Origin of the sequence: Pseudacidovorax sp., assembly GCF_017991995.1 — a bacterium.
Classification (GTDB): domain Bacteria; phylum Pseudomonadota; class Gammaproteobacteria; order Burkholderiales; family Burkholderiaceae_C; genus Xenophilus.
Genome location: NZ_JAGOPN010000027.1, coordinates 22,168 through 41,191 on the forward strand (window position 1 = coordinate 22,168; position 19,024 = coordinate 41,191).

The 19,024-nt window shown below is 72.2% G+C and carries 18 protein-coding genes; 4 read left to right on the top strand and 14 right to left on the bottom strand.

Annotated elements, in window-relative coordinates:
- Positions 1–14: 14 nt before the first annotated feature.
- Genes KBC94_RS26765 through KBC94_RS26780 form a run of 4 tightly spaced genes read right to left on the bottom strand, consistent with a single transcriptional unit; the run spans position 15 to position 4,255 of the window.
- Positions 15–1,223: an acetyl-CoA C-acetyltransferase gene (locus tag KBC94_RS26765; RefSeq protein ID WP_294377867.1), complete on the bottom strand. Its 1,209-nt coding sequence runs from the start codon at positions 1,221–1,223 to the stop codon at positions 15–17.
- Positions 1,224–1,255: 32 nt separating this feature from the next.
- On the bottom strand, positions 1,256–2,542 hold the full coding sequence (locus tag KBC94_RS26770) for an acetyl-CoA hydrolase/transferase C-terminal domain-containing protein (RefSeq protein WP_294377870.1): 1,287 nt from the start codon (positions 2,540–2,542) through the stop codon (positions 1,256–1,258).
- Complete coding sequence (locus KBC94_RS26775; RefSeq protein WP_294377873.1) at positions 2,539–3,339, bottom strand: enoyl-CoA hydratase/isomerase family protein; 801 nt, start codon at positions 3,337–3,339, stop codon at positions 2,539–2,541. Before KBC94_RS26775 ends, KBC94_RS26770 begins: the two co-directional genes overlap by 4 nt.
- A gap of 10 nt (positions 3,340–3,349) precedes the next feature.
- Entirely contained in the window at positions 3,350–4,255 is a 906-nt protein-coding gene (locus KBC94_RS26780; RefSeq protein ID WP_294378000.1) for an SDR family NAD(P)-dependent oxidoreductase, read from the bottom strand.
- Positions 4,256–4,511: 256 nt separating this feature from the next.
- Between KBC94_RS26780 and KBC94_RS26785 the strand changes: the two genes are divergently transcribed.
- Together KBC94_RS26785 and KBC94_RS26790 are read left to right on the top strand one after the other, a co-directional pair.
- Positions 4,512–5,678: an acyl-CoA dehydrogenase family protein gene (locus KBC94_RS26785; RefSeq protein WP_294377876.1), complete on the top strand. Its 1,167-nt coding sequence runs from the start codon at positions 4,512–4,514 to the stop codon at positions 5,676–5,678.
- A gap of 14 nt (positions 5,679–5,692) precedes the next feature.
- Positions 5,693–7,060: an MmgE/PrpD family protein gene (locus KBC94_RS26790; RefSeq protein WP_294377881.1), complete on the top strand. Its 1,368-nt coding sequence runs from the start codon at positions 5,693–5,695 to the stop codon at positions 7,058–7,060.
- Positions 7,061–7,130: 70 nt separating this feature from the next.
- On the opposite strand, the gene KBC94_RS26795 is transcribed toward KBC94_RS26790, so the two are convergent.
- Positions 7,131–7,988: a MaoC family dehydratase N-terminal domain-containing protein gene (locus tag KBC94_RS26795; protein ID WP_294377883.1), complete on the bottom strand. Its 858-nt coding sequence runs from the start codon at positions 7,986–7,988 to the stop codon at positions 7,131–7,133.
- Positions 7,989–8,219: 231 nt separating this feature from the next.
- Between KBC94_RS26795 and KBC94_RS26800 the strand changes: the two genes are divergently transcribed.
- Entirely contained in the window at positions 8,220–9,146 is a 927-nt protein-coding gene (locus KBC94_RS26800; RefSeq protein ID WP_294377886.1) for a LysR substrate-binding domain-containing protein, read from the top strand.
- A gap of 13 nt (positions 9,147–9,159) precedes the next feature.
- Here the strand turns inward: KBC94_RS26800 and KBC94_RS26805 are convergent, their stop codons facing one another.
- From KBC94_RS26805 to KBC94_RS26820, 4 genes are all read right to left on the bottom strand, one after another.
- The gene (locus KBC94_RS26805; RefSeq protein ID WP_294377889.1) at positions 9,160–11,409 is read right to left on the bottom strand and encodes a TonB-dependent receptor; all 2,250 of its coding nucleotides are present in this window, start codon (positions 11,407–11,409) and stop codon (positions 9,160–9,162) included.
- Between the two features lie 132 nt (positions 11,410–11,541).
- Positions 11,542–12,306 carry a class II glutamine amidotransferase gene (locus KBC94_RS26810; RefSeq protein WP_294377890.1) on the bottom strand — a complete coding sequence of 255 codons (765 nt, stop codon included), beginning with the start codon at positions 12,304–12,306 and terminating at the stop codon, positions 11,542–11,544.
- A gap of 33 nt (positions 12,307–12,339) precedes the next feature.
- On the bottom strand, positions 12,340–12,735 hold the full coding sequence (locus KBC94_RS26815) for a VOC family protein (protein WP_294377894.1): 396 nt from the start codon (positions 12,733–12,735) through the stop codon (positions 12,340–12,342).
- A gap of 105 nt (positions 12,736–12,840) precedes the next feature.
- Positions 12,841–14,325 carry a DHA2 family efflux MFS transporter permease subunit gene (locus tag KBC94_RS26820; RefSeq protein ID WP_294377896.1) on the bottom strand — a complete coding sequence of 495 codons (1,485 nt, stop codon included), beginning with the start codon at positions 14,323–14,325 and terminating at the stop codon, positions 12,841–12,843.
- A 214-nt stretch (positions 14,326–14,539) separates the two neighbouring features.
- On the opposite strand from KBC94_RS26820, the gene KBC94_RS26825 reads away from it, so the two are divergent.
- The gene (locus KBC94_RS26825; protein ID WP_294377898.1) at positions 14,540–15,940 is read left to right on the top strand and encodes a putative zinc-binding metallopeptidase; all 1,401 of its coding nucleotides are present in this window, start codon (positions 14,540–14,542) and stop codon (positions 15,938–15,940) included.
- Between the two features lie 17 nt (positions 15,941–15,957).
- On the opposite strand, the gene KBC94_RS26830 is transcribed toward KBC94_RS26825, so the two are convergent.
- From KBC94_RS26830 to KBC94_RS26850, 5 genes are all read right to left on the bottom strand, one after another.
- Positions 15,958–16,203, bottom strand: a complete 246-nt coding sequence (locus KBC94_RS26830) for a zinc-ribbon domain-containing protein (protein WP_294377900.1) — start codon at positions 16,201–16,203, stop codon at positions 15,958–15,960.
- The gene (locus KBC94_RS26835; RefSeq protein WP_294377903.1) at positions 16,194–16,949 is read right to left on the bottom strand and encodes an OmpA family protein; all 756 of its coding nucleotides are present in this window, start codon (positions 16,947–16,949) and stop codon (positions 16,194–16,196) included. Before KBC94_RS26835 ends, KBC94_RS26830 begins: the two co-directional genes overlap by 10 nt.
- Positions 16,946–17,554, bottom strand: coding sequence for a hypothetical protein (locus KBC94_RS26840; protein ID WP_294377905.1), 609 nt, complete (start codon positions 17,552–17,554; stop codon positions 16,946–16,948). The genes KBC94_RS26835 and KBC94_RS26840 overlap by 4 nt, the downstream gene beginning before the upstream one ends.
- A complete protein-coding gene (locus tag KBC94_RS26845; protein WP_294377907.1) occupies positions 17,551–17,811 on the bottom strand; it encodes a hypothetical protein in 261 nt (86 codons plus the stop codon). Before KBC94_RS26845 ends, KBC94_RS26840 begins: the two co-directional genes overlap by 4 nt.
- Positions 17,812–18,005: 194 nt before the next feature.
- Entirely contained in the window at positions 18,006–18,935 is a 930-nt protein-coding gene (locus tag KBC94_RS26850) for a sel1 repeat family protein (protein WP_294377910.1), read from the bottom strand.
- Between the last annotated feature and the right edge of the window lie 89 nt (positions 18,936–19,024).

A 19,024-nucleotide genomic window follows, 5' to 3' on the forward strand; every position in this document is an offset into this window, starting at 1 on the left:
CGGCAGGCCGGTGCTCAGGCGCGCTCGAACACGGCCGCGATGCCCTGGCCGCCGCCGATGCACATCGTCTCCAGCGCATAGCGGCCCTGGCGGCGCTGCAGCTCGTGCATCAGCGTGGCCAGGATGCGCACGCCCGTCGCGCCGATGGGATGGCCCAGCGAGATGCCCGAGCCGTTGACGTTGAGCTTGTGGTCGATGGCGTCCCGGTCCTGCCAGTCCCAGCCCTGCAGCACGGCCAGCACCTGGCAGGCGAAGGCCTCGTTGAGTTCGACCAGGTCCATCTGGTCCAGCGTGAGGCCCAGGCGCTGGAGCAGCTTCTTGGTGGCGGGCACCGGGCCGATGCCCATGTGCGAGGGCTCGCAGCCGGCCGCGGCCCAGCCCACGAGCGTGCCCATGGGCGTGAGGCCCAGCGCGGCCAGCTTGTCCTCGGCCACCACCAGGCAGGCCGCGGCGGCATCGTTCTGCTGGCTGGCGTTGCCGGCGGTGACGCTGCCCTCGGCCATCAGCGGCCGCAGCCGCGCGAGGCTCTGGGCGGTGGTGTCGGGGCGGATGCCTTCGTCGCGCGCGAAGCGCAGGGCCTCGCCCTTGCGCTGCGGCACCGTCACCGGCACCACCTCGGCGTCGAAGCGGCCGGCTTCCCATGCGGAGGCGGCGCGGGCATGGCTGCGCGCGGCGAAGGCATCGGCGGCTTCGCGGGCGATGCCGTAGTCGCGCGCCAGGTTCTCGGCCGTCTCGATCATTCCGGAGATGCGGCCGAAGCGCTCGACCGGCTGCGAGCGCTCGCGCCCGCGTTCCAGCCGGTCGTAGAAGCGCACGTTGCCCGCGCGCGCACCCCAGCGCATGTCGGTGCTGTAGTACTCGATGTTGCTCATGCTCTCCACGCCACCCGCCAGCACCACGTCGGCCGCGCCGCTCTGCACCATCATGGCGGCCGTCACCACGGCCTGCAGGCCGCCGCCGCAGCGCCGGTCCAGCTGCATGCCGGGCACCTCCACCGGCAGGCCGGCCTGCAGCGCGGCCCAGCGGCCCACGCAGGGCACCTCGCTGTTGGCATAGGACTGGGCGAACACCACGTCGTCGATGCGGGCCGGGTCGACGCCGCTGCGGTCGACGACGGCACGCACCACGGTGGCGGCGAGTTCCTCGACGGGCACGGGCCGCAGGCTGCCGCCGAAGGCGCCGACGGGCGTACGCAGGGGGGTGACGATGGCGGCTCGGCGCATGGGGACTCCTGGGGCGATGAAGGGAAAGACGGTCAATGGAAGGCCGCGCCGCACTGGCGCAGCAGCGCATGCGCCTCGTCGGCCAGGGCGTCGCGATGCGCGGGCGCGGCGATGTCGATCAGGCGCTGCACGCGGCGCGACAGCGGCTGGCCGCGCAGGTCGGCCACGCCGTGCTCGGTGACGATGAGGCCGGCATCGCTGCGGGCCGTGCTCACGGGTCCGGACAGGCGGGCCACGATGCGGCTGCGGCCCTGGTGCGTGGCAGGCAGCGCCACGATGGGCAGCCCGCCGCGGCTGCGTGCGGCGCCGCGCAGGAAGTCGGCCGCGCCGCCCACCGCGCCCACGTACACGCCGCCGGCGACCTCGGCATTGACCTGGCCGGTGAGGTCGACCTCGATGGCGCTGTTGATGGCGGCCAGGCGATGGCTGTCCGCCAGCACCTGCGCATCGTGCGTGTAGCCGGTGTCGCGCAACTGCAGGGCCGGGTTGCGATGGGCCCAGCGCCGCAGCGCGGCCGTGCCCATGAGGACGCCGGCGATGCCCGTGCCGGCATCGCGTGTCTTGCGGGCATGCGTGAGCACGCCGGCCTCGGCCAGCGCGGCCACGCCGTCGCCGGCCACGCCGCTGTGCAGGCCCAGGTCGCGGTGGCCGTGCAGCGCGGCCAGTACCGCCTCGGGCAGGTTGCCCACGCCCAGCTGCAGCGTGGCACCGTCCTCCACCAGGCCGGCGATGTGCGTGGCGATGGCCTGCTCGGCCGGGCTGGGCGCGCTGCGCTGCAGGTCGGGCGGCGGCTCGGTGGCCTCCACGAGCAGGTCGAAGTCCGCCCGCTGCAGCAGCGGGCCGCCGGCCGTCCAGGGCACGTCGGGGTTGACCTCGCCGATCAGCACGCGCGCGCGGGCGATGGCGGCGGGCAGGTATTCGCAGGCCAGGCCCAGGCTGAAGCGGCCCTGGGCGTCGGGCGGCGGCAGCTGCAGCAGCACCACGTCCGCGGCCAGCCGGCCGTCCGCGAGCAGCGCCGGCAGCTGCGAGTAATGGCAGGGCAGGATGTCCAGCACGCCGGCCTGGGCCAGGGTGCGGTGGGCGCCGCCGGCCGCATAGCCGAAGAAGTCCAGCACGTCGGCCTGCGCAGGCTGCAGCGTGTCCGACGCGGCGATGCCCACGAACACCCGCAGCCGCCCGCCGGCCGCCAGCGCACGGCGATGGGTCACCAGCGCGCGGGTCAGCGTCAGCGGCTCGGCGGTGGCCTGGCCCCACCAGAGCGTGTCGCCGGGGCGCACCAGCGACTGCAACCGCTGCGCGAGCGCTGCCGTCGTCGTCATGCGTCGCGGTTCCAGTCGAAGCGCAGCGGCTGCTTGTCGCGGAAGCGCTGCACCGCGTCCTGGTGGTAGGCCGAGCCGCGACACATCGTCTGTGCATAGGCCTCCATCTCGGCCAGGGCGGCGGCGTCCTGCTCGAAGGCGCGGTTCATGATGGTCTTGGCCATGCCGATGGCGGCGGTGGAGGCCTGGCCGAAGCGCCGGGCCAGGCCCAGGGCCGCGGCCTGCAGCGCCTCGGCGTCCTCGACCACCTGGTAGACGATGCCCAGCGACTGCGCCTCCTCGGCACCGAAGCTGCGGGCGGTGAAGACCAGCTCCTTGGCCTTCTGCCGGCCCACGATGCGCGGCAGCAGGTGCATGGCGCCCAGGTCGGGCACCAGGCCGATGCGGCCGAACACGGCGCAGAAGCTGGCGCGGCGCGTGGCCAGCACGAAGTCGGCCGCCAGCGCCAGGCTCAGGCCGGCACCGAAGGCGGGGCCGTCCACCGCGGCGATGACCGGCTTCTCCAGGTTCTCCAGCGCCGGGAACCACTGGTGCAGCTGGCGCATGCGCTCGCGCCAGGGCAGGCCGGCCTGGGCCGGGTCCAGCATCTGGCCGATGTCGCCACCGGAGCAGAAGGCGCCGCCAGCGCCCTGCAGGATCACGGTGTGCACCTGCGCGTCGTCGCGCATGCGGGCGATGGCCGCGGCCAGCGCCGGGCGCATGGCCTGGCTCAGGGCGTTGCGCGTCTCGGGACGGTTGAGCGTGAGGGTGCCCACGCCGTCCTGCACGTCGGCGAGGATGGGGCTGTCGTCGGACATGGCGGGTGCGTCAGACCGGGTCCCAGCTGAACACGTCGGCCGAGCGGTCCATCGGCACGAAGGCGGCCTTGAGCGCGGGCATGGCGTGCTCGGCGATGAACTGCGGCGACCAGCCCTCGCTGCGGTGCACCGAGCGCAGCGGCCGCGGCTGGCTCATGACGAAGATCTCGTTGTTGCGCACCGCGAAGACCTGCGCATTGACCCCGGCGGCCGCATCCGACAGCAGGTAGACGGCCAGCGGCGCGATCTTGCCGGGCGTCATCTGGCGCAGCTTCTCGACGCGGGCCTGCTGCTCCGGCGTGTCGGTGGGAATGGAGCCGATCATGCGGCTCCAGGCGAAGGGCGAGATGCAGTTGGAGCGCACGTTGAACTTCTGCATGTCCAGCGCAATGCTCTTCGACAGCGCCACCAGCCCCAGCTTGGCCGCGCTGTAGTTGGCCTGGCCGAAGTTGCCGATGAGGCCGGAGGTGGAGGTCATGTGCACGAAGGCGCCGCTCTCCTGCTCCTTGAAGTGGTTGGCCGCGGCGCGGCTCATGTGGAAGCTGCCGTACAGGTGCACGCGGATCACCGCGTCCCATTCGTCCACGCTCATCTTGTGGAAGAAGCGGTCGCGCAGGATGCCCGCGTTGTTGACCACGCCGTCGATGCGCCCGAAGTGGTCCAGCGCGCACTGCACGATGCGGCCCGCACTGGCCGCCTCCGACACGCTGTCGGTGCTGGCCGCGGCCTGGCCGCCGGCGGCGCGGATCTCGTCCACCACGCGCTGGGCCGGGCCGGCGTCGGTGCCTTCGCCGGTGGTGGAGGTGCCGATGTCGTTGACCACCACGCGCGCCCCCTCGGCCGCCAGCGCCAGGGCCATGTCGCGGCCGATGCCGCCGCCTGCGCCCGTGACCACCACCACCTTGTCCTGCACCATCTTCTGTCCGGCCATGTCTCGTCCTTGTCGGTTCTGATGGCAGGAGCTTCGCCGCATCGGGGGCGCCGCACCATTCGCCATTGCGAAGGCCGGGCTTCGGCTGCATGGAAGGGCACGCCTTCGTGTGCGTGGAAGGGGCGTCTTCATCGATGCGAAAGCCCCGCTTCCACAAAGCCGGCTTGCCGCGGTGGCTGTGCCCGCCGACCATCGCGGCCATGAAGAAGAGCCTCTTCGCGGCCCCGGCCGCCGCCACGCCATGATCGACAAGACGCTGTCCGACAACCACCACGACATCCGCGATGCCGTGCGCGCGCTGTGCGCCGGATTCCCCGACGCCTACTTCCGCGAGGTGGACGCGCAGCGCGCCTACCCCGAGGCCTTCGTCGATGCGCTCACCCGCGCCGGCTGGCTGGCGGCGCTGATCCCGCAGGAATACGGTGGCTCGGGCCTCGGCCTCACCGAGGCCAGCGTGGTGATGGAGGAGATCAACCGCTGCGGCGGCAACGCCGGCGCCTGCCACGGCCAGATGTACAACATGGGCACGCTGCTGCGCCACGGCTCCGAGGCCCAGAAGCAGCGCTTCCTGCCGCGCATCGCCAGCGGCGAATGGCGCTTGCAGTCGATGGGCGTGACCGAGCCCACCACCGGCACCGACACCACGAAGATCAAGACCACCGCCGTCAAGAAGGACGGCCGCTACGTGGTCAACGGCCAGAAGGTGTGGATCAGCCGCGTCCAGCATTCCGACTGGATGATCCTGCTCGCGCGCACCACGCCGCTGGCCGAGGTGACGAAGAAGTCCGAGGGCATGTCGATCTTCATGGTCGACCTGAAGGAGGCGCAGCAGCGCGGCCTGACCGTGCGGCCCATCGCCAACATGGTCAACCACGAGACCAACGAGCTGTTCTTCGAGAACCTGGAGATCCCCGAGGAGAACCTCATCGGCCAGGAAGGCCTGGGCTTCAAGTACATCCTCGACGGGCTGAACGCCGAACGCACGCTGATCGCCGCCGAATGCATCGGCGACGGCTACTGGTTCATCGACCGCGTGACGCACTACGTGCGCGAGCGGCAGGTCTTCGGCCGGCCCATCGGCCAGAACCAGGGCGTGCAGTTCCCCATCGCCGATGCCTTCATCGAGGTCGAGGCCGCCAACCTGATGCGCTGGAAGGCCTGCGAGCTGTTCGACGCGCATCAGCCCATGGGCGCGCAGGCCAACATGGCCAAGTACCTGGCGGCCAAGGCCAGCTGGGAGGCCGCCAATGCCTGCCTGCAGTTCCACGGCGGCTTCGGCTTCGCCTGCGAATACGACGTGGAGCGCAAGTTCCGCGAGACGCGGCTCTACCAAGTGGCACCCATTTCCACCAACCTGATCTATTCGTATGTGGCCGAGCATGTGCTCGGCCTGCCTCGGTCGTTTTGAGACCACCCCCCGCCATGAAGAACGAAACCCCCGCCGCCGCCCACCCGCTGGCCGTCTTCGCCGCCACGCTCGACTGGCAGGACGTGCCCGTGCCGGTGCGCCGCCGCACCGAGGATCTGCTGGTGGACTGGTTCGGCTCGGTGCTGGCCGGCCAGGGGGCGCGGCCGGTGCGCAGCATCGCCGGCTTCGCACTGGCGCAGGGGCCGGAAGCCGGCCCCTGCGAGGTGCTGGGCCACGGCCGCGGCAGCGCACCCATGGCCGCCGCGATGGCCAACGCGGCGGCCTCGCATGTGGCCGAGCAGGACGATGTGCACAACGGCTCCGTGTTCCATCCGGCGGCGGTGGTCTTCGCGCCCGCACTGGCCGTGGCGCAGCAGCGCGGCGCGAGCGGCAGCGATTTCCTGGCCGCCTGCGTGGCCGGCTACGAGGTGGGCATCCGCGTGGGCGAGTTCCTGGGCCGCAGCCACTACCGCGTGTTCCACACCACGGCCACGGCCGGCACGCTGGCCGCCGCCGCGGCATTGGGGCGGCTGCTGCGGCTCACGCCGCTGCAGATGCAGCATGCCTTCGGCTCGGCCGGCACGCAGTCGGCGGGGCTCTGGGAGTTCCTGGCCACGGGCGCCGACAGCAAGCAGTTGCACACGGCCCATGCCGCCGCGGCGGGGTTGATGGCGGCCTGCCTGGCGCAGGACGGCTTCACCGGTGCCGCGGACATCTTCACCGGCGCGCGCGGCCTGGCGGCCGGCATGTCCACCGACGCCGATCCGGCGCGGCTGGTCGATGGCCTGAGCACGCGCTGGGCCACGGCCGAGACCTCGTTCAAGTGGCATGCCTCCTGCCGCCACACGCATCCCGCCGCCGATGCGCTGCTGCAGCTGATGCAGGCGCACAACCTGCAGGCGCAGGACATCGCTGAGGTGACCTGCCATGTGCACCAGGGCGCGCTGGACGTACTGGGGCCGGTGGTGTCGCCCGTCACGGTGCACCAGAGCAAGTTCTCCATGGGCACCGTGCTGGCCCTGGTGGCGCGCTTCGGCCATGCGGGCCTGGGCGAGTTCGACGCTGAGTTCCTGGCCCCCGCGACGGTGGCCCTGCGCGAGCGCGTGACGATGGTGCTGGACGCGGAGGTGGACGCCGCCTACCCGCGCCGCTGGATCGGCAAGGTGACGCTGCACACCACCGACGGCCGCGTGCTGCAGGGCCGCGTGGACGAGCCCAAGGGCGATCCGGGCAACACCCTGTCGCGCTCGGAGATCACGGCCAAGGCCCTGCGCCTGGCCGCCTATGGCAGCCCGGCCCTGCCGGCGGATGCGGCGGCCGCGGCGGTCGAGCGCCTGTGGGGCATCGAACAGCAGCCGCGCGTGGGCTGGCTGCTGGGCTGAGCCTGGCTTGCGCCTGTCGGGGGCGCTAGGCGCCGGCCCGCGGCGCGGGCGCGATCGCCCGCGCCTCGCGTCAGCCCAGGGTGGCGTGGGCGTCCATCGTCAGGTGGCCCTCGGCGTCGCGCGCCCACAGGTGCACCGTGCCGTCCGCCTGCGGCGCACCGCAGACCTCGAAGCTGGCGATGTCGAAGGTGGGCTTCATCGCACGGAAGCTGAACTGCCGCACCGTGGCCTCGGGCCGGTGGCGGCGCAGCAGGTCCAGCAGCAGCGTGGCGATCAACGGGCCATGTACCACCAGGCCGGGATAGCCCTCCACCTCGGTGACGTAGCGCCGGTCGTAGTGGATGCGGTGGCCGTTGAAGGTCAGGGCCGAGTAGCGGAACAGCAGCACGTCGTCCGGCGCGATGCGGCGCACCCAGGCGGCCTCGGCCGTGGCCGCCACGGGAGGCGGCGGGACTTCGCCCGGTGCCGGCATGTCGCGGTAGACGATGTCGTGGCGCTCCTCGATGGCAAGTTCGCCATCGACCTCGACGCGGTGGTCGACGTTGACGAACACCAGCGGTCCGGTGCGGCCCTCCTTCAGGCGCACGTCGGCGATGCGCGAGCTGCGCATGAGGGCCTGCCCCACGCGCAGCGGCCGGTGGAAGCTGAGCTGGCTGCCCGCCCACATGCGCCGCGGCAGCGGTACCGGCGGCAGGAAGCCCCCCCGCTGCGGATGGCCGTCGGGGCCCAGCTCGGACTGCGGCGCCGCGGGCAGGAAGTACAGCCAGTGCCACAGCGGCGGTATCGGCGCGCCGGGCGCCTGGGGCGCGTCGTCGCGGTCCAGCGTGGCGGTGAGCGCGCGCAGCGGCGCGGCCGTGACCTGGTCGTGCAGCTGCTCGGTGCGGCCGATCCATTGGCGCAGGTGGTCGATGTCGAGGGGCTGGGGCATGCCGGTGTCTCCGTGGGGCCGGCGTCGAGGCGCTGGCGAAACGCCAGATTCTGGTCAGCCGCGGGCTAGCTGTGAAATACTGATTCCGGCTATCGGCTAGATGCCATCCGGCTAGCGATAGGCTGTGCCGTGCGGAGCATCTGCCCATGCAGGCCCCCAGGGCCTTCCCATCGTGCCGGCAGTGGCCATGCAGGCCGGCCTCTTCCTCCCTGAACCCCAGGACTTCCCCACATGGAGCTTCGCCAACTGCGCCTGTTCGTTGCCGTGAGCGAGGCAGGCAGCCTGCTCAAGGCCTCGGCCCAGGTGCATCTGGCGCAGCCTGCGCTGGGCCAGCAGATTGCGGCCCTGGAGGCCGAGCTGGCGGCGCCGCTCTTCGTGCGCTCCAGCCGCGGCATGGCGCTCACGCCCGCGGGCAGCGTGTTCCTCGAACACGCCAAGGTGGTGCTGGCCGATGCCGAGCGGGCGCGCCTGGCGGTGCGCGAGGCGCTGGACGCGCCGCAGGGCGAGGTGGCCATCGGGCTGCCCACCACCGTCGCGCTGGTGGCCACGCTGCCCCTCCTGCGCGCCTGCCGCGAGCGCCTGCCGCAGGTGCGGCTCAAGCTGGTGGAGGGCTACAGCGGCTTCGTGCGCGAATGGCTGCTGTCGGGCCGGCTGGACCTGGCGCTGCTCTACGGCGATGCCCCGGAGCCCGGCCTGGCCAAGCAGCCCCTGCTGGACGACCGCCTGGTGCTGGTGACCAGTGCCGTGCAGGGCCGGGTGCCCCGGCGCATCGGCCTGGCCTCTTTGGCGCGCTGGCCGCTGGTGCTGCCGGGCCGCGAGCATGGCCTGCGCCGGCTGATCGACGAGGCCTGCGCGCCCGCAGGCGTGCAGCTGGACGTGGTGGCCGAGATCGAGTCGCTGGGCAGCGTCAAGCGCGCGGTGGAGGAGGGCATCGGCAGCACCATCCTGGCGGCCGGCGCCGTGGCCGAAGAGGTGGCGGCGGGCCGCCTGCGCACCATCGCCATCGACAGCCCCACCATGCGCCGCCGCGTGGTGCGCGTCCTGGGCACGGCGCGCCCGCAGACCGTGGCCTGCGCCGCGGTCGATGCGCTGGTGGTGGACGTGCTGCGGGACATGGCGCGCTCTTCAGCCTGGCCAGCGACTTGGATCGGGCCCTGAACCCGCGCGCTGCTCAGAAGTCCACCGTGGCGCTCACGTTGAAGGTGCGCGGTGCGCCCTGCACCAGGTAGCCGTAGCCTGGATAGCCGCCCACTGAGGCCCAGTAGTTGCGGTCCGTGGCGTTGTCGATGCGGGCGCGGAAGGTGACGGGCTTGCCCGCCACTTCGGTGAGGTAGCGTGCGCCGACGTCCAGGCGCGTCCAGCCGGGTACGCGCAGGGTGTTGGCGGCGTCGGCATAGCTGCTGCCGTTGCGCACGACGCGGCCGGTGAGGGCCAGGCCCGGCACGCCGGGCACGTCCCATTCCAGGCCGAGGCTGCCCTGGGCGCGCGCCACGCCGATCACGCGCTTGCCGTCGGTGGCGGCGCTGCCGGTGTTCTTCTGCTCGGCGTCCAGCCAGGTCACGCCGCCCAGCACGCGCAGGCCGCGGGTGATCTCGCCGAAGGTGTTGAGCTCCACGCCCTGGTGGCGGTCCTCGCCGCGGGCCGAGAAGATGCCGGTCGCCGTGTCCAGGTAGGCGCGCGGCTTCTCGGTGCTGAAGACGGCCACGGTGGCGCCGATGCGGCCACCGTCGTACTTGAGGCCCACTTCCTTCTGCTTGGAGACATACGGGGCCAGCGCCTGGCCGCCGTTGACCACCAGCACGCCGTTGGTGGCGGTCGGCGCCGTGTCGCCCTGCGCCAGGCCTTCGATGTAGTTGGCGTAGATCGACAGGTTGTCCTGCAGCCGGAAGACGACGCCCGCCACCGGGCTGGTGCGGCTCTGGTCGTAGCTGCTGATGCTGGTGCTGCCCGCCACGAAGCGGCCGGCATTGGCGACCACGTAAGGGATGCTGGTCGATTCGAGGGTCTGGTAGCGCGCGCCCAGCGTCACGCGCAGGCGGTCGTCCAGGAAGGACAGCGTGTCGCCCAGCGCCCAGCTCCTGAGCGTGGTGGTGCCGTTGAGCGCGGGGCTGGTGAGGTCGTTGCCCAGGTAGCTCAGGCCCGGCGCAAAGCGGGCGACCGGCGTGTAGATGCTGCTGGCGACCGAGGAGCCCGCCGCCAGGCCCATGGCATAGGCGTTCTTCTTCTGCAGGTCGTACCAGGAGTAGCCCAGCACCCATTCATGGCCCACGCTGCCCGTGCGCAGCTTGCCGCGCAGGCCCAGCTCGGCGGTCTTCACGTCGTCCTCGCGGGTGTTGTCGAAGCGCGTGGCCGTGCTGGCGCCGGTGAAGGCGTTGTTGACCGTCGGATTGGCCAGCGCGTTGCTTTCGGCGCTGCGGCGGGCGCCGGCGGCGGCCCAGGCGGTGATGTCGGGCGTGATGTCGTACTCGCCGCGCAGGGAGCCGAAGGTGTCGCGCTCCATCGAATAGGTCCAGGGCTGCGCGTAGTTGCTGCGGCCGTCGGGGGCGCGCGGCACCACGGTGACCGCGCTGCCCAGCGTCACGTTGGGCCGGGCCGCGTCGAGCCGGTGCTCCTGGTGGCCGATGTCGGCCGACACGCGGGCATCGCGGCCGCGCCAGTCCAGGCCCACCGACAGTGCACTCAGCTTGACCGACTCGCCGTCGACGCCGGTGCCGCCGTCGCGGTGGGCGGCGTTCACGCGCACGCCCAGGCTCTGGTCCGGCCCGAAGCGCCGCGCGATGTCGGCCGCGGCATAGCCCTGCGAGCCGCTGGCGCCGCCCACGGTCAGCTGCGTCAGCGGCTCGTTGCCGGCGCGCTTGGGCAGCAGGTTGATGTTGCCGCCGATGCCGCCGCCCGAGGGCGTGGCGCCGTTGAGGAAGGCGCTGGCGCCGCGCAGCACCTCCACGCGCTCGAACAGCTCCGAGGCGATGTACTGCCGCGGCAGCAGGCCGTACAGGCCGTTGTAGGCGATGTCGTCCGAGTTCACGATGAAGCCGCGCATGAAGTACGACTCCTGGAAGTTGCCGAAGCCGCGCGCCACCCGCACCGAGGGGTCGTTCTGCAGCACGTCCGCCACGCTGCGGGCCTGCTGGTTCTGGATCAGTTCCTGCGTGTAGGCGGTGGTGGCGAAAGGCGTGGCCATCAGGTCGACGTTGCCGAGCAGGCCCACGCGTCCGCCGCGGGCGACCTGGCCGCCGGCATAGGGCTTGGTCAATCCTTCGGCCGAGGCGTCGGCGCTGGCCTCGACGGTGACGGTGGACAGCGTGCCGGCTGTGGTCGGTGCGGTCGTCGCGGCGGGCGCGGTCTGGGCCGAGGCGGCCAGCGCCTGCAGGGTCAGGCCGGCGGCCAGGGCCAACGGCCCCGGCGTGAAGAGTCGGGTCATGGAGATGGGTCTTGAGAGAATGCGAATTGTTATTATTAGTTAACGCATCGTCAACGCAAGGCGGTGCGGGCGCAAGCCCGCCGTTGCAGCGTGGCCATCTCTCCGGGGGAGCCGCGAAGGGGCTCGGGGGTGTCAGCCCCTGCGTCTGCCGTTCTCGAAAACGCGCAGCTCCCCGGGGGCGAACGGGATCCAGGCTTCGTTGGTCGTCAGCGGCGCCGTCACCACCACGGCCACGCGGTCGTCCGGCGTGGTGTGCTGGGCGAAGTCCATCGACAAGTCCTCGTCGGCCAGCTGCGCGAGGGTGAAGGGATGCTGCCGCTCGATGGACCAGAGATTGGTGGACGCATGTGCCCACAGCGCCTGCCCGTTGGAGAGCAGGAAGTTGAAGGTGCCGTGCTTCGCGATGCGCGGCGCCAGTTCGCGCAGCGTGAGCGTCAGCTCGTCCACGCTCGGTACGTCTGCATGCGACTTGGCCAGCTCCTGCATCAGCCAGCAGAAGGCATGCTCGCTGTCGGTGCCGCCCACGGGATGGAAGTTGCCGTGCAGCCGCGGGCGGAAGTCCTTCAGGTCGCCGTTGTGGGCGAACACCCAGTAGCGGCCCCACAGCTCGCGCACGAAGGGATGGCAGTTCTGCAGGTTGACCGCGCCCTGCGTCGCCTTGCGGATGTGCGCGATGACGTTGCGGCTCTTGATGGGGTAGCGGCGGATCAGCTCCGCCACCGGCGAGTCGCAGGCCGGCAGGTGGTCCACGAAGTGGCGCAGCCCGCGGTCCTCGAAGAAGGCGATGCCCCAGCCGTCCGCATGGTGGTCGGTGCGGCCGCCGCGCTGGGCGAAGCCGGTGAAGCTGAACTGCACGTCGGTGGGCACGTTGCAGTTCATTCCGAGGAGCTGGCACATGGCGGCGGCGGGGCGGTCGTTGCAAAGGGAGATTCAGGCCTTGCGGCTGGCGCGGTACAGCCCGCAGAGCTTGTGGCCGTCCGGGTCGCGCACATAGGCGAGGTGCATGGTGCCGTCGCCGCGGGGGCCCGGGGCGTCCTCGATGGCGGTGCCGCCATGCGCCACGGCCACGTCGTGGAACTGCTGCAACTGCTCGGGCGACGTGCACTTGAAGCCGATGGTCGCGCCGTTGGAGACGGTGGGTGCCTCGCCGTTGATCGGCTCGGTGATGCCGAAGGTGTTGCCGTCGTGGCGCCAGAACACGCGCTGGTGGCCGCCCGGGCCGGTGTTGCGCATGCCTTCGGGCGCGCCCAGCACGCCGAGCACGGCGTCGTAGAAGCGCTTGGCGCGTTCGATGTCCTGGCTACCGACCATCACATGGTTGAGCATCTGCGGGATCTCCTTCGTTGTTGTCGGGCGGCTGGGGCCCGGGTTGAAAAAAGCGGCCCCGATTAGACCCGAGCCGTCGCGTCGCGGCTGTCGCGCACACTGCGGTCAGAGCGAGCCGCGGTGGTGCCGCTCCCGCAGCTGCAGCGCCGCCAGCAGCGCCAGGCCGCACAGCCCGGCCAGGATGAGGAACACCTCGTCGAAGGCCGCCAGCCGCGCCGGGCTGCTCTGCAACTGCGCCAGCGAATCGCCATGCACCGCCAGCCGCCATTCGAGCACCACGGCGCACAGGCTCACGCCCGCCGAGCCGCCCAGCTGCCGCAGGAAGCTGATGGCACTCGCACCCTGCGGGATCATGGCCTTGGGCAGCGGCCGCATCGAGCCGATGTTGAGCGAGGGCAGGATGAAGCCCAGCCCGATGCGCCCGATCACGGCATACAGCGTCAGCAGCCACAGCGGCCCGGCCAGCGACAGCGTGGGCATCAGCGCGAAGCTGACGGTCAGCAGCAAGAGGCCGGTGCTCACCAGCAGCCAGGTGGGGTGCCGATCGGCCAGCCGGCCCACGCCGGCGATGGTGAAGGCCAGCACGATGCCGGCCGGCAGCATGATGGTGCCCACGTGCGAGGCCGACAGGTGCAGCGCCACCTGCATGAACACCGGCAGCAGGTAGGTCGAGCCGAACAGCGCCGTGCCGTAGATGAAGGCGACCACCGTGCCCATGGCGAACTGGCGGTGGGTGAAGAGGCGCATGTCCATCAGCGGCTCGTCGCCGCGCGCGGCCAGGCGCCGCTCCCACCACACGAAGGTGGCCAGGGCGGCGGCGGCCAGCGCCAGCAGCAGCGCGGCCTGGCCGGGCGCATCGCCGCGCAGTTCGACCAGGCCGTTGAGCAGGCACAGCGTGCCCGCGGTGCCGATCAGCAGGCCGCGCCAGTCCAGCGCATGGCTGCGGCCGGCCTGGGCGCCGCCGGGCGCGGTGGGCGGCACGAACTTCCAGGCCAGCCAGAAGGCCGCCAGGCAGAAGGGCACCACCATGAAGAAGATCGAGCGCCAGCCCGCCAGATCCACCAGCACACCACCGATGCTGGGGCCCACGGCCGGCGCCAGCACCACGCCCATGCCGAAGAAGCCGCTGGCGCGGCCCTGCTCGTGCGGCTCGAAGGCGCGCAGGATGATGATGGCCGGGATGGGCTGCACCACGCCGGCCGCCAGGCCTTCCATGACGCGCGCGGCCAGCACCAGCGGGAACAGGTCCGCCAGCCCGCCCAGCAGCCCGCCGGCCAGCAGCAGCACCATGGTGCCGACATAGGTGCGCCGGTAGCCGAAGCGCGCCAGCAGCCACGGCGTGGTCAGCATGGAGGCGGTCATCGCCACCATGAAGCCGGAGCTGACCCATTGCGCCCGCTCCTGCCCCAGGCCGAAGTGCCGGCTCAGGTCCGGGATGGCCACGTTGACCACGGTGGAGGACATGATCGATGCCATCGTCCCCACCATCACCGACAGCAGCAGCAGCCAGCGGTAGCGCGGCCCGTAGCGCTGGCGCAGCGGCGAATGGGCGGGCGGGGCGGAGGCGGGAGAGGGCGTGGGGGCGGTCATGGAGCAGGGGCCGTCGGGAGCGGCGCCCCCGCCGGATCGGGTGGGCCGTCCGGTCCTACAAGCATACGGGGCTTCGCCCGCCGAGCGGGGCCAGGGGGCGTCTGAACAATCCCGCGATCCGGGGGCGGAGCGGAGCACACGCGCATCGTTGGCGCACGTGCCCAAAGCCGTGCGTCCCCGCGTCCCGTTATCGATGCACAACAGGGGAGTGCCCATGCTCATATCCGACAGTTCTTCCGCCCAGGTGCACAGCGGCGGCGCGCTGGCCGACGAACTGGCCGCACCGGCCGTCAGCCGCGCCTACGTCTGCCAGTGCGGCCGGCCGGTCTATCTGCGCAACAGCCAGTGCCTGGCCTGCGGCACGCCGCTGGGCTACGTGACCTCGCGGGTCGGCGTGCTGCCGCTCGCGCCCACCGACGATCCGGAGCTGTTCACCGTCTTCGGCGAACCGGACGGCCCCCGCTACCGCCGCTGCGCCAACTTCAGCACCGCCGCTGCCTGCAACTGGCTGGTGCCGGAGGATCCCGAGAGTGACCATGGCCTGGCCCACACCCACGGCCTCGCGCCGGGCCTGTGCCTGGCCTGCAGCGCCACGCGCACCATCCCCGACCTGTCGGTGCCGGAGAACCCCGAGCTGTGGCTGAAGATGGAGACGGCCAAGCGACGCCTGATGTCGCAGCTGCTGGCGCTGGGCCTGCCGATCAGCACCCGGCTGGCCGATCCGGCCCATGGCCTGGCCTTCGACTTCCTCTCCAACCTGCCGGGCGCACCGCGCGTGCTCACCGGGCATCAGGACGGCGTGATCACCCTCAACATCGAGGAAGGCGACGACGCCCAGCGCGAGAAGACGCGCGCCGAGATGCGTGAGCCCTACCGCACGCTGGTGGGCCACTTCCGCCACGAGATCGGCCACTACTACTGGGACGTGCTGGTCGCGCCCACGCCCTGGTTGGACGGCTTCCGCGCGCTGTTCGGCGACGAGACGCAAGACTACGGCCAGGCCCTGCAGCGCCACTACGAGAACGGCCCACCGGCCGACTGGGCGCTGCGCTACGTCACCAGCTACGCCAGCACCCATCCCTGGGAGGACTGGGCCGAGACCTGGGCGCACTACCTGCACATGGCCGACACGGTGGACACCGCCCTGAGCTTCGGCGTCAACGCCGTGAACGTCGAACTCACCAGCGACCTCTTCACCCGCGAGGACCTCTGGCAGCCCGAGCACGAGGACGCCGACCGCTTCCTGGACTTCCTCAACGGCTGGGTGCGGCTGACGAACGTGCTCAACGAGCTGTCGCGCAGCATGGGCCAGCCGGACTTCTATCCCTTCGTGCTGCCGCATGCGGGGGTGGGCAAGCTGCAGTTCATCCATCAGCTGGTGACCGCGCAGCGCGGCCAGCCGGCGCCGGTGCGCGCCGAGAGTGGCGAACCGGCGCCGGTGCAGGAGCCGCCGCCGGCCGGCGATCCGGTGCCGGTCCAGGATCCGTCGCCCGAGCCCGCCGTGTCGCAGCAGGACCAGGCGCCCGTCCCGGTCGAGGGCACCGCACCGCTGGTCACGGAAGCCCCTGCCGCGAACGCGGACGAGCCGTTGCCGCAGCAGCCGCTCGCTGCCTGATCGAACCGGCGGTGCGCTCAGCGCGCCGTCGTGAACATCACGATCAGCAGGGCGATGCCCGCCAGAAAGGCGAGCAGCCGCGCCACCCACGGAAACACCAGCCAGGCGCCCAGCACCGCGGCCAGGCGGCCGAGCAGGCCGGGCGTCACCAGGCGCTGATCGGCCGGACGACCCTTGGCGGTGATCGGCGCGCCGCAGTTGGGGCAGCTCGGCGCGCGTGGCGACACGCGGCGTCCGCAGTCGGGGCAGTCGATCAGCGCCATGGCATCTCCTTGCTCTGCGTCCATCCGCTCGACGCGCGCGGGCCGATCACGATCTCCACACGCCGGTTCTTCTGGCGGCCTTCGGGGTCGTCCCGGCCATCGGGCCGGGTGTTGGCGGCGATGGGCTCGCGCCGGCCCAGGCCTTCGGTCTCCAGCTTTCGCGTGCCCGTCGCGGCGGCCAGCCGCTCGGCCACGCGCTGCGCGCGACGCAGCGACAGCGCGTCGTTGTAGGCGTCGCTGCCGCGCGCATCGGTGTGGCCGCGCACGCGCACGGGTGCATCGGGATAGCCCTGCAGCAGCTCGGCCGCGCGGGCCAGCGCGGGCTCGGCATCCGGCCGCAAGTCGGCCTTGTCGAAGTCGAAGAGCACGTCCGCCGGCAGGTCGACCACGATGGCCTTTTGCGGTGTCGGCCGGGCGTTCAGCTCGGTCAGCAAGGTGCGGGTGCGGGCCAGGCGTGCGGGCGGCACCTCCGCCAGACGCAGCGTGGTGTCGGGCGCGGCGGCCTTGCCGAAGGTGGATTCGGCCGCGGCGCGCTGCCAGCTGCTGCCGGTGCCGGCCGGGCGCCATTCGCTGACGGGTGCGCCCACCGCCGGCTGCCAGCGCGTGGGCTCTCCGGCCAGCGACTGGGCGCTGCGCCGCACCTGATAGCCGCCACCCCCTGCGGCCGACGCCGGGGTCGCTTGTGCCATCGCGGCGCAGGCGACGAGCAGCCCGGCCGCGCCGACCACGGCTGCCGCGCGCTTCATCCGCCGGCCTTGAGCGGCAGCACCATCTCCAGGCCGGGGCTGTTGGTGTCGTCCGGCGGACTGCCTTCGTTGATGACGAGCTTGACCTGCCGCGCATCGGCCGGCACGGCGCCCAGGAAGACGAGTCGGCCCTCCATGGTGTCGCCGGTCTTGATCTTGAGGTAGCGGTTGTCCTCGGGCCGCTTGAGCATGAGCTTGTTGCCGGCCTCATCCTGCAGGTAGGTGTCGCCGGACGCCATCTGCGTCCAGTTGGTGAGCGGGCTGGCGAAGGAGGCGCTGACGTCCAGCACGGTCGCATCGGGCCCCAGCTCCACGCCCTTCACGCGAACGGTGAGGCCGGCGCTGGCCACGCCCTGCACGGACAGGGGCAACTGGCGTGCGCTGGTGGGGGTGGCGGCGGTCGGCGCCGGAGCGGGCGCGGAAGCGCTGCCCTCGGCGGGCGCCGCCGTCGGTGCCACTGCGGGCGCTGGGCTTGCCATCGGCGCCGCGGCCGGTGCCGGCGTGGGGGTGGATGCCGCCGGTGTGCTGTCGCGGTCGGAGCAGGCGGCCAGCAGCCCCGCTGCCAGCGCGAGGGTGGCGATTGGGAAGGCGTGCGTGGGCTTCATCGGATGTTGACGCTGTTGACGTTGGCTGCGGCCCCGGCACCCCCTTGGGCGCAGTCGACGCCAGCCTTCACGTCGCGCGTGTTGCGGCCGGTGACGACGACGGTGCGGCCCTGCAGGGCGCGGCTGTCGATGTCGACGCTGTTGACGTTGGCGCCGGCCGTGGTGGCGGTGCCGTCGGCGCAGCGCACCTGCACGTTGCTGGCGCTGTTGCCAGTGACTTCGATGCGGTTGGTGCCGGTGCCGGGACGTTCGATCATGGTGGTCGTGCTTCGGTCGGGAGAAAGGCCAGCGGCCCAGCCGGCGCCTGCCACCAGGCCGGCGGCGAGCGCGGCCGCGACACGGGGCGCTCGCAAGGGGCTGCGGGCTGGCGCTGCGGGAGGGGTGGAAGGTCTCTGGGTCATGGCGAAGGTCTCGTCACGGTGGATGCGGAGGGGCGGCCGGGGCCCGACGCTCAGCGCGATGGCGATGGCGATGGCGATGGCGATGGCGATGGCGATGGCGTCGCCTGCAGCGCCTCCTGTCCAGGAAAGCCGCCGAGCGGCGAACGTGCAGGGGCGGGCGCTGGCGCGGGCGACGGCGGCTGCGCGGTGGCCTCGGCGGCCCGCAGGGCGCCCAGGCCGGGCGGGCCGGAGAGCTTGGGCCCCGCCGGCCCCAGGGCCGCCGCCGTCGGCGGCGCTGCCATGCCCGGCACGGCAGGCGCGCCGGATGCAGCCGCGCCAGGCGCCTGCCGCATCTGTGCTTCCAGTTCACTGGCGAAGCGGTCGGCCAGCGCCGTCTCCTCCGCCGCCATCTCCTGGCCCAGGCTGTTGATGGTCTCGGCGGCGCCCTGGGCGTTCTGGCTGCCGGGCAGCGCCAGGCGTTGCGCCAGGCGGGCGTAGCCCAGGGCCTTGATGTTGTCCTTGGGCACGCCCTGGCCGTTGCGGTAGAGGTCGGACAGTCGCTGCATGGCCCGCGGGTCGCCGCGCACCGCGCCCAGCAGGTACCAGCGGTAGGCCTGGCCGATGTCGGAGATGCCGCTGCGGTTGCTCTGGTAGGCATCGCCCAGCAGGGTGAGCAGGGCAGGGTTCTGGGTGCGCAGCGCGTCTTCCTTGAGGCGCGAGATCTCGCTGCCGTAGAGCGGGCCCTGACAGCCAGGGTTGACCATGCCGCGCTCGATGGCCTGCTGGCACGATTCGACGAAACGCGCGCCTGCCTCGGCGGCGGCAGAGGGCGTCGTATTGGCGCCTGCGGGCGTGACTGGCGTGGCCGCCGCCGAGCCGCTGACGACCGCGCCTGCGGCACCGCTGCTCACGGCTGCGCCATTGCTCACGTTGGCGCCCGGGTTGCCGATCACGGTCTGCGCGCGCACGGCAGGCGCGCCGAGCGCGGCCGTCGTGGCCATGGCCGCCAGCAGCAGTGGGGCCGCCAGCGCACTCGCCCTGGCAGATGGCGCCGGCGCCGGGGTGGCACCGCGGCCAACGCCGCAAGAAG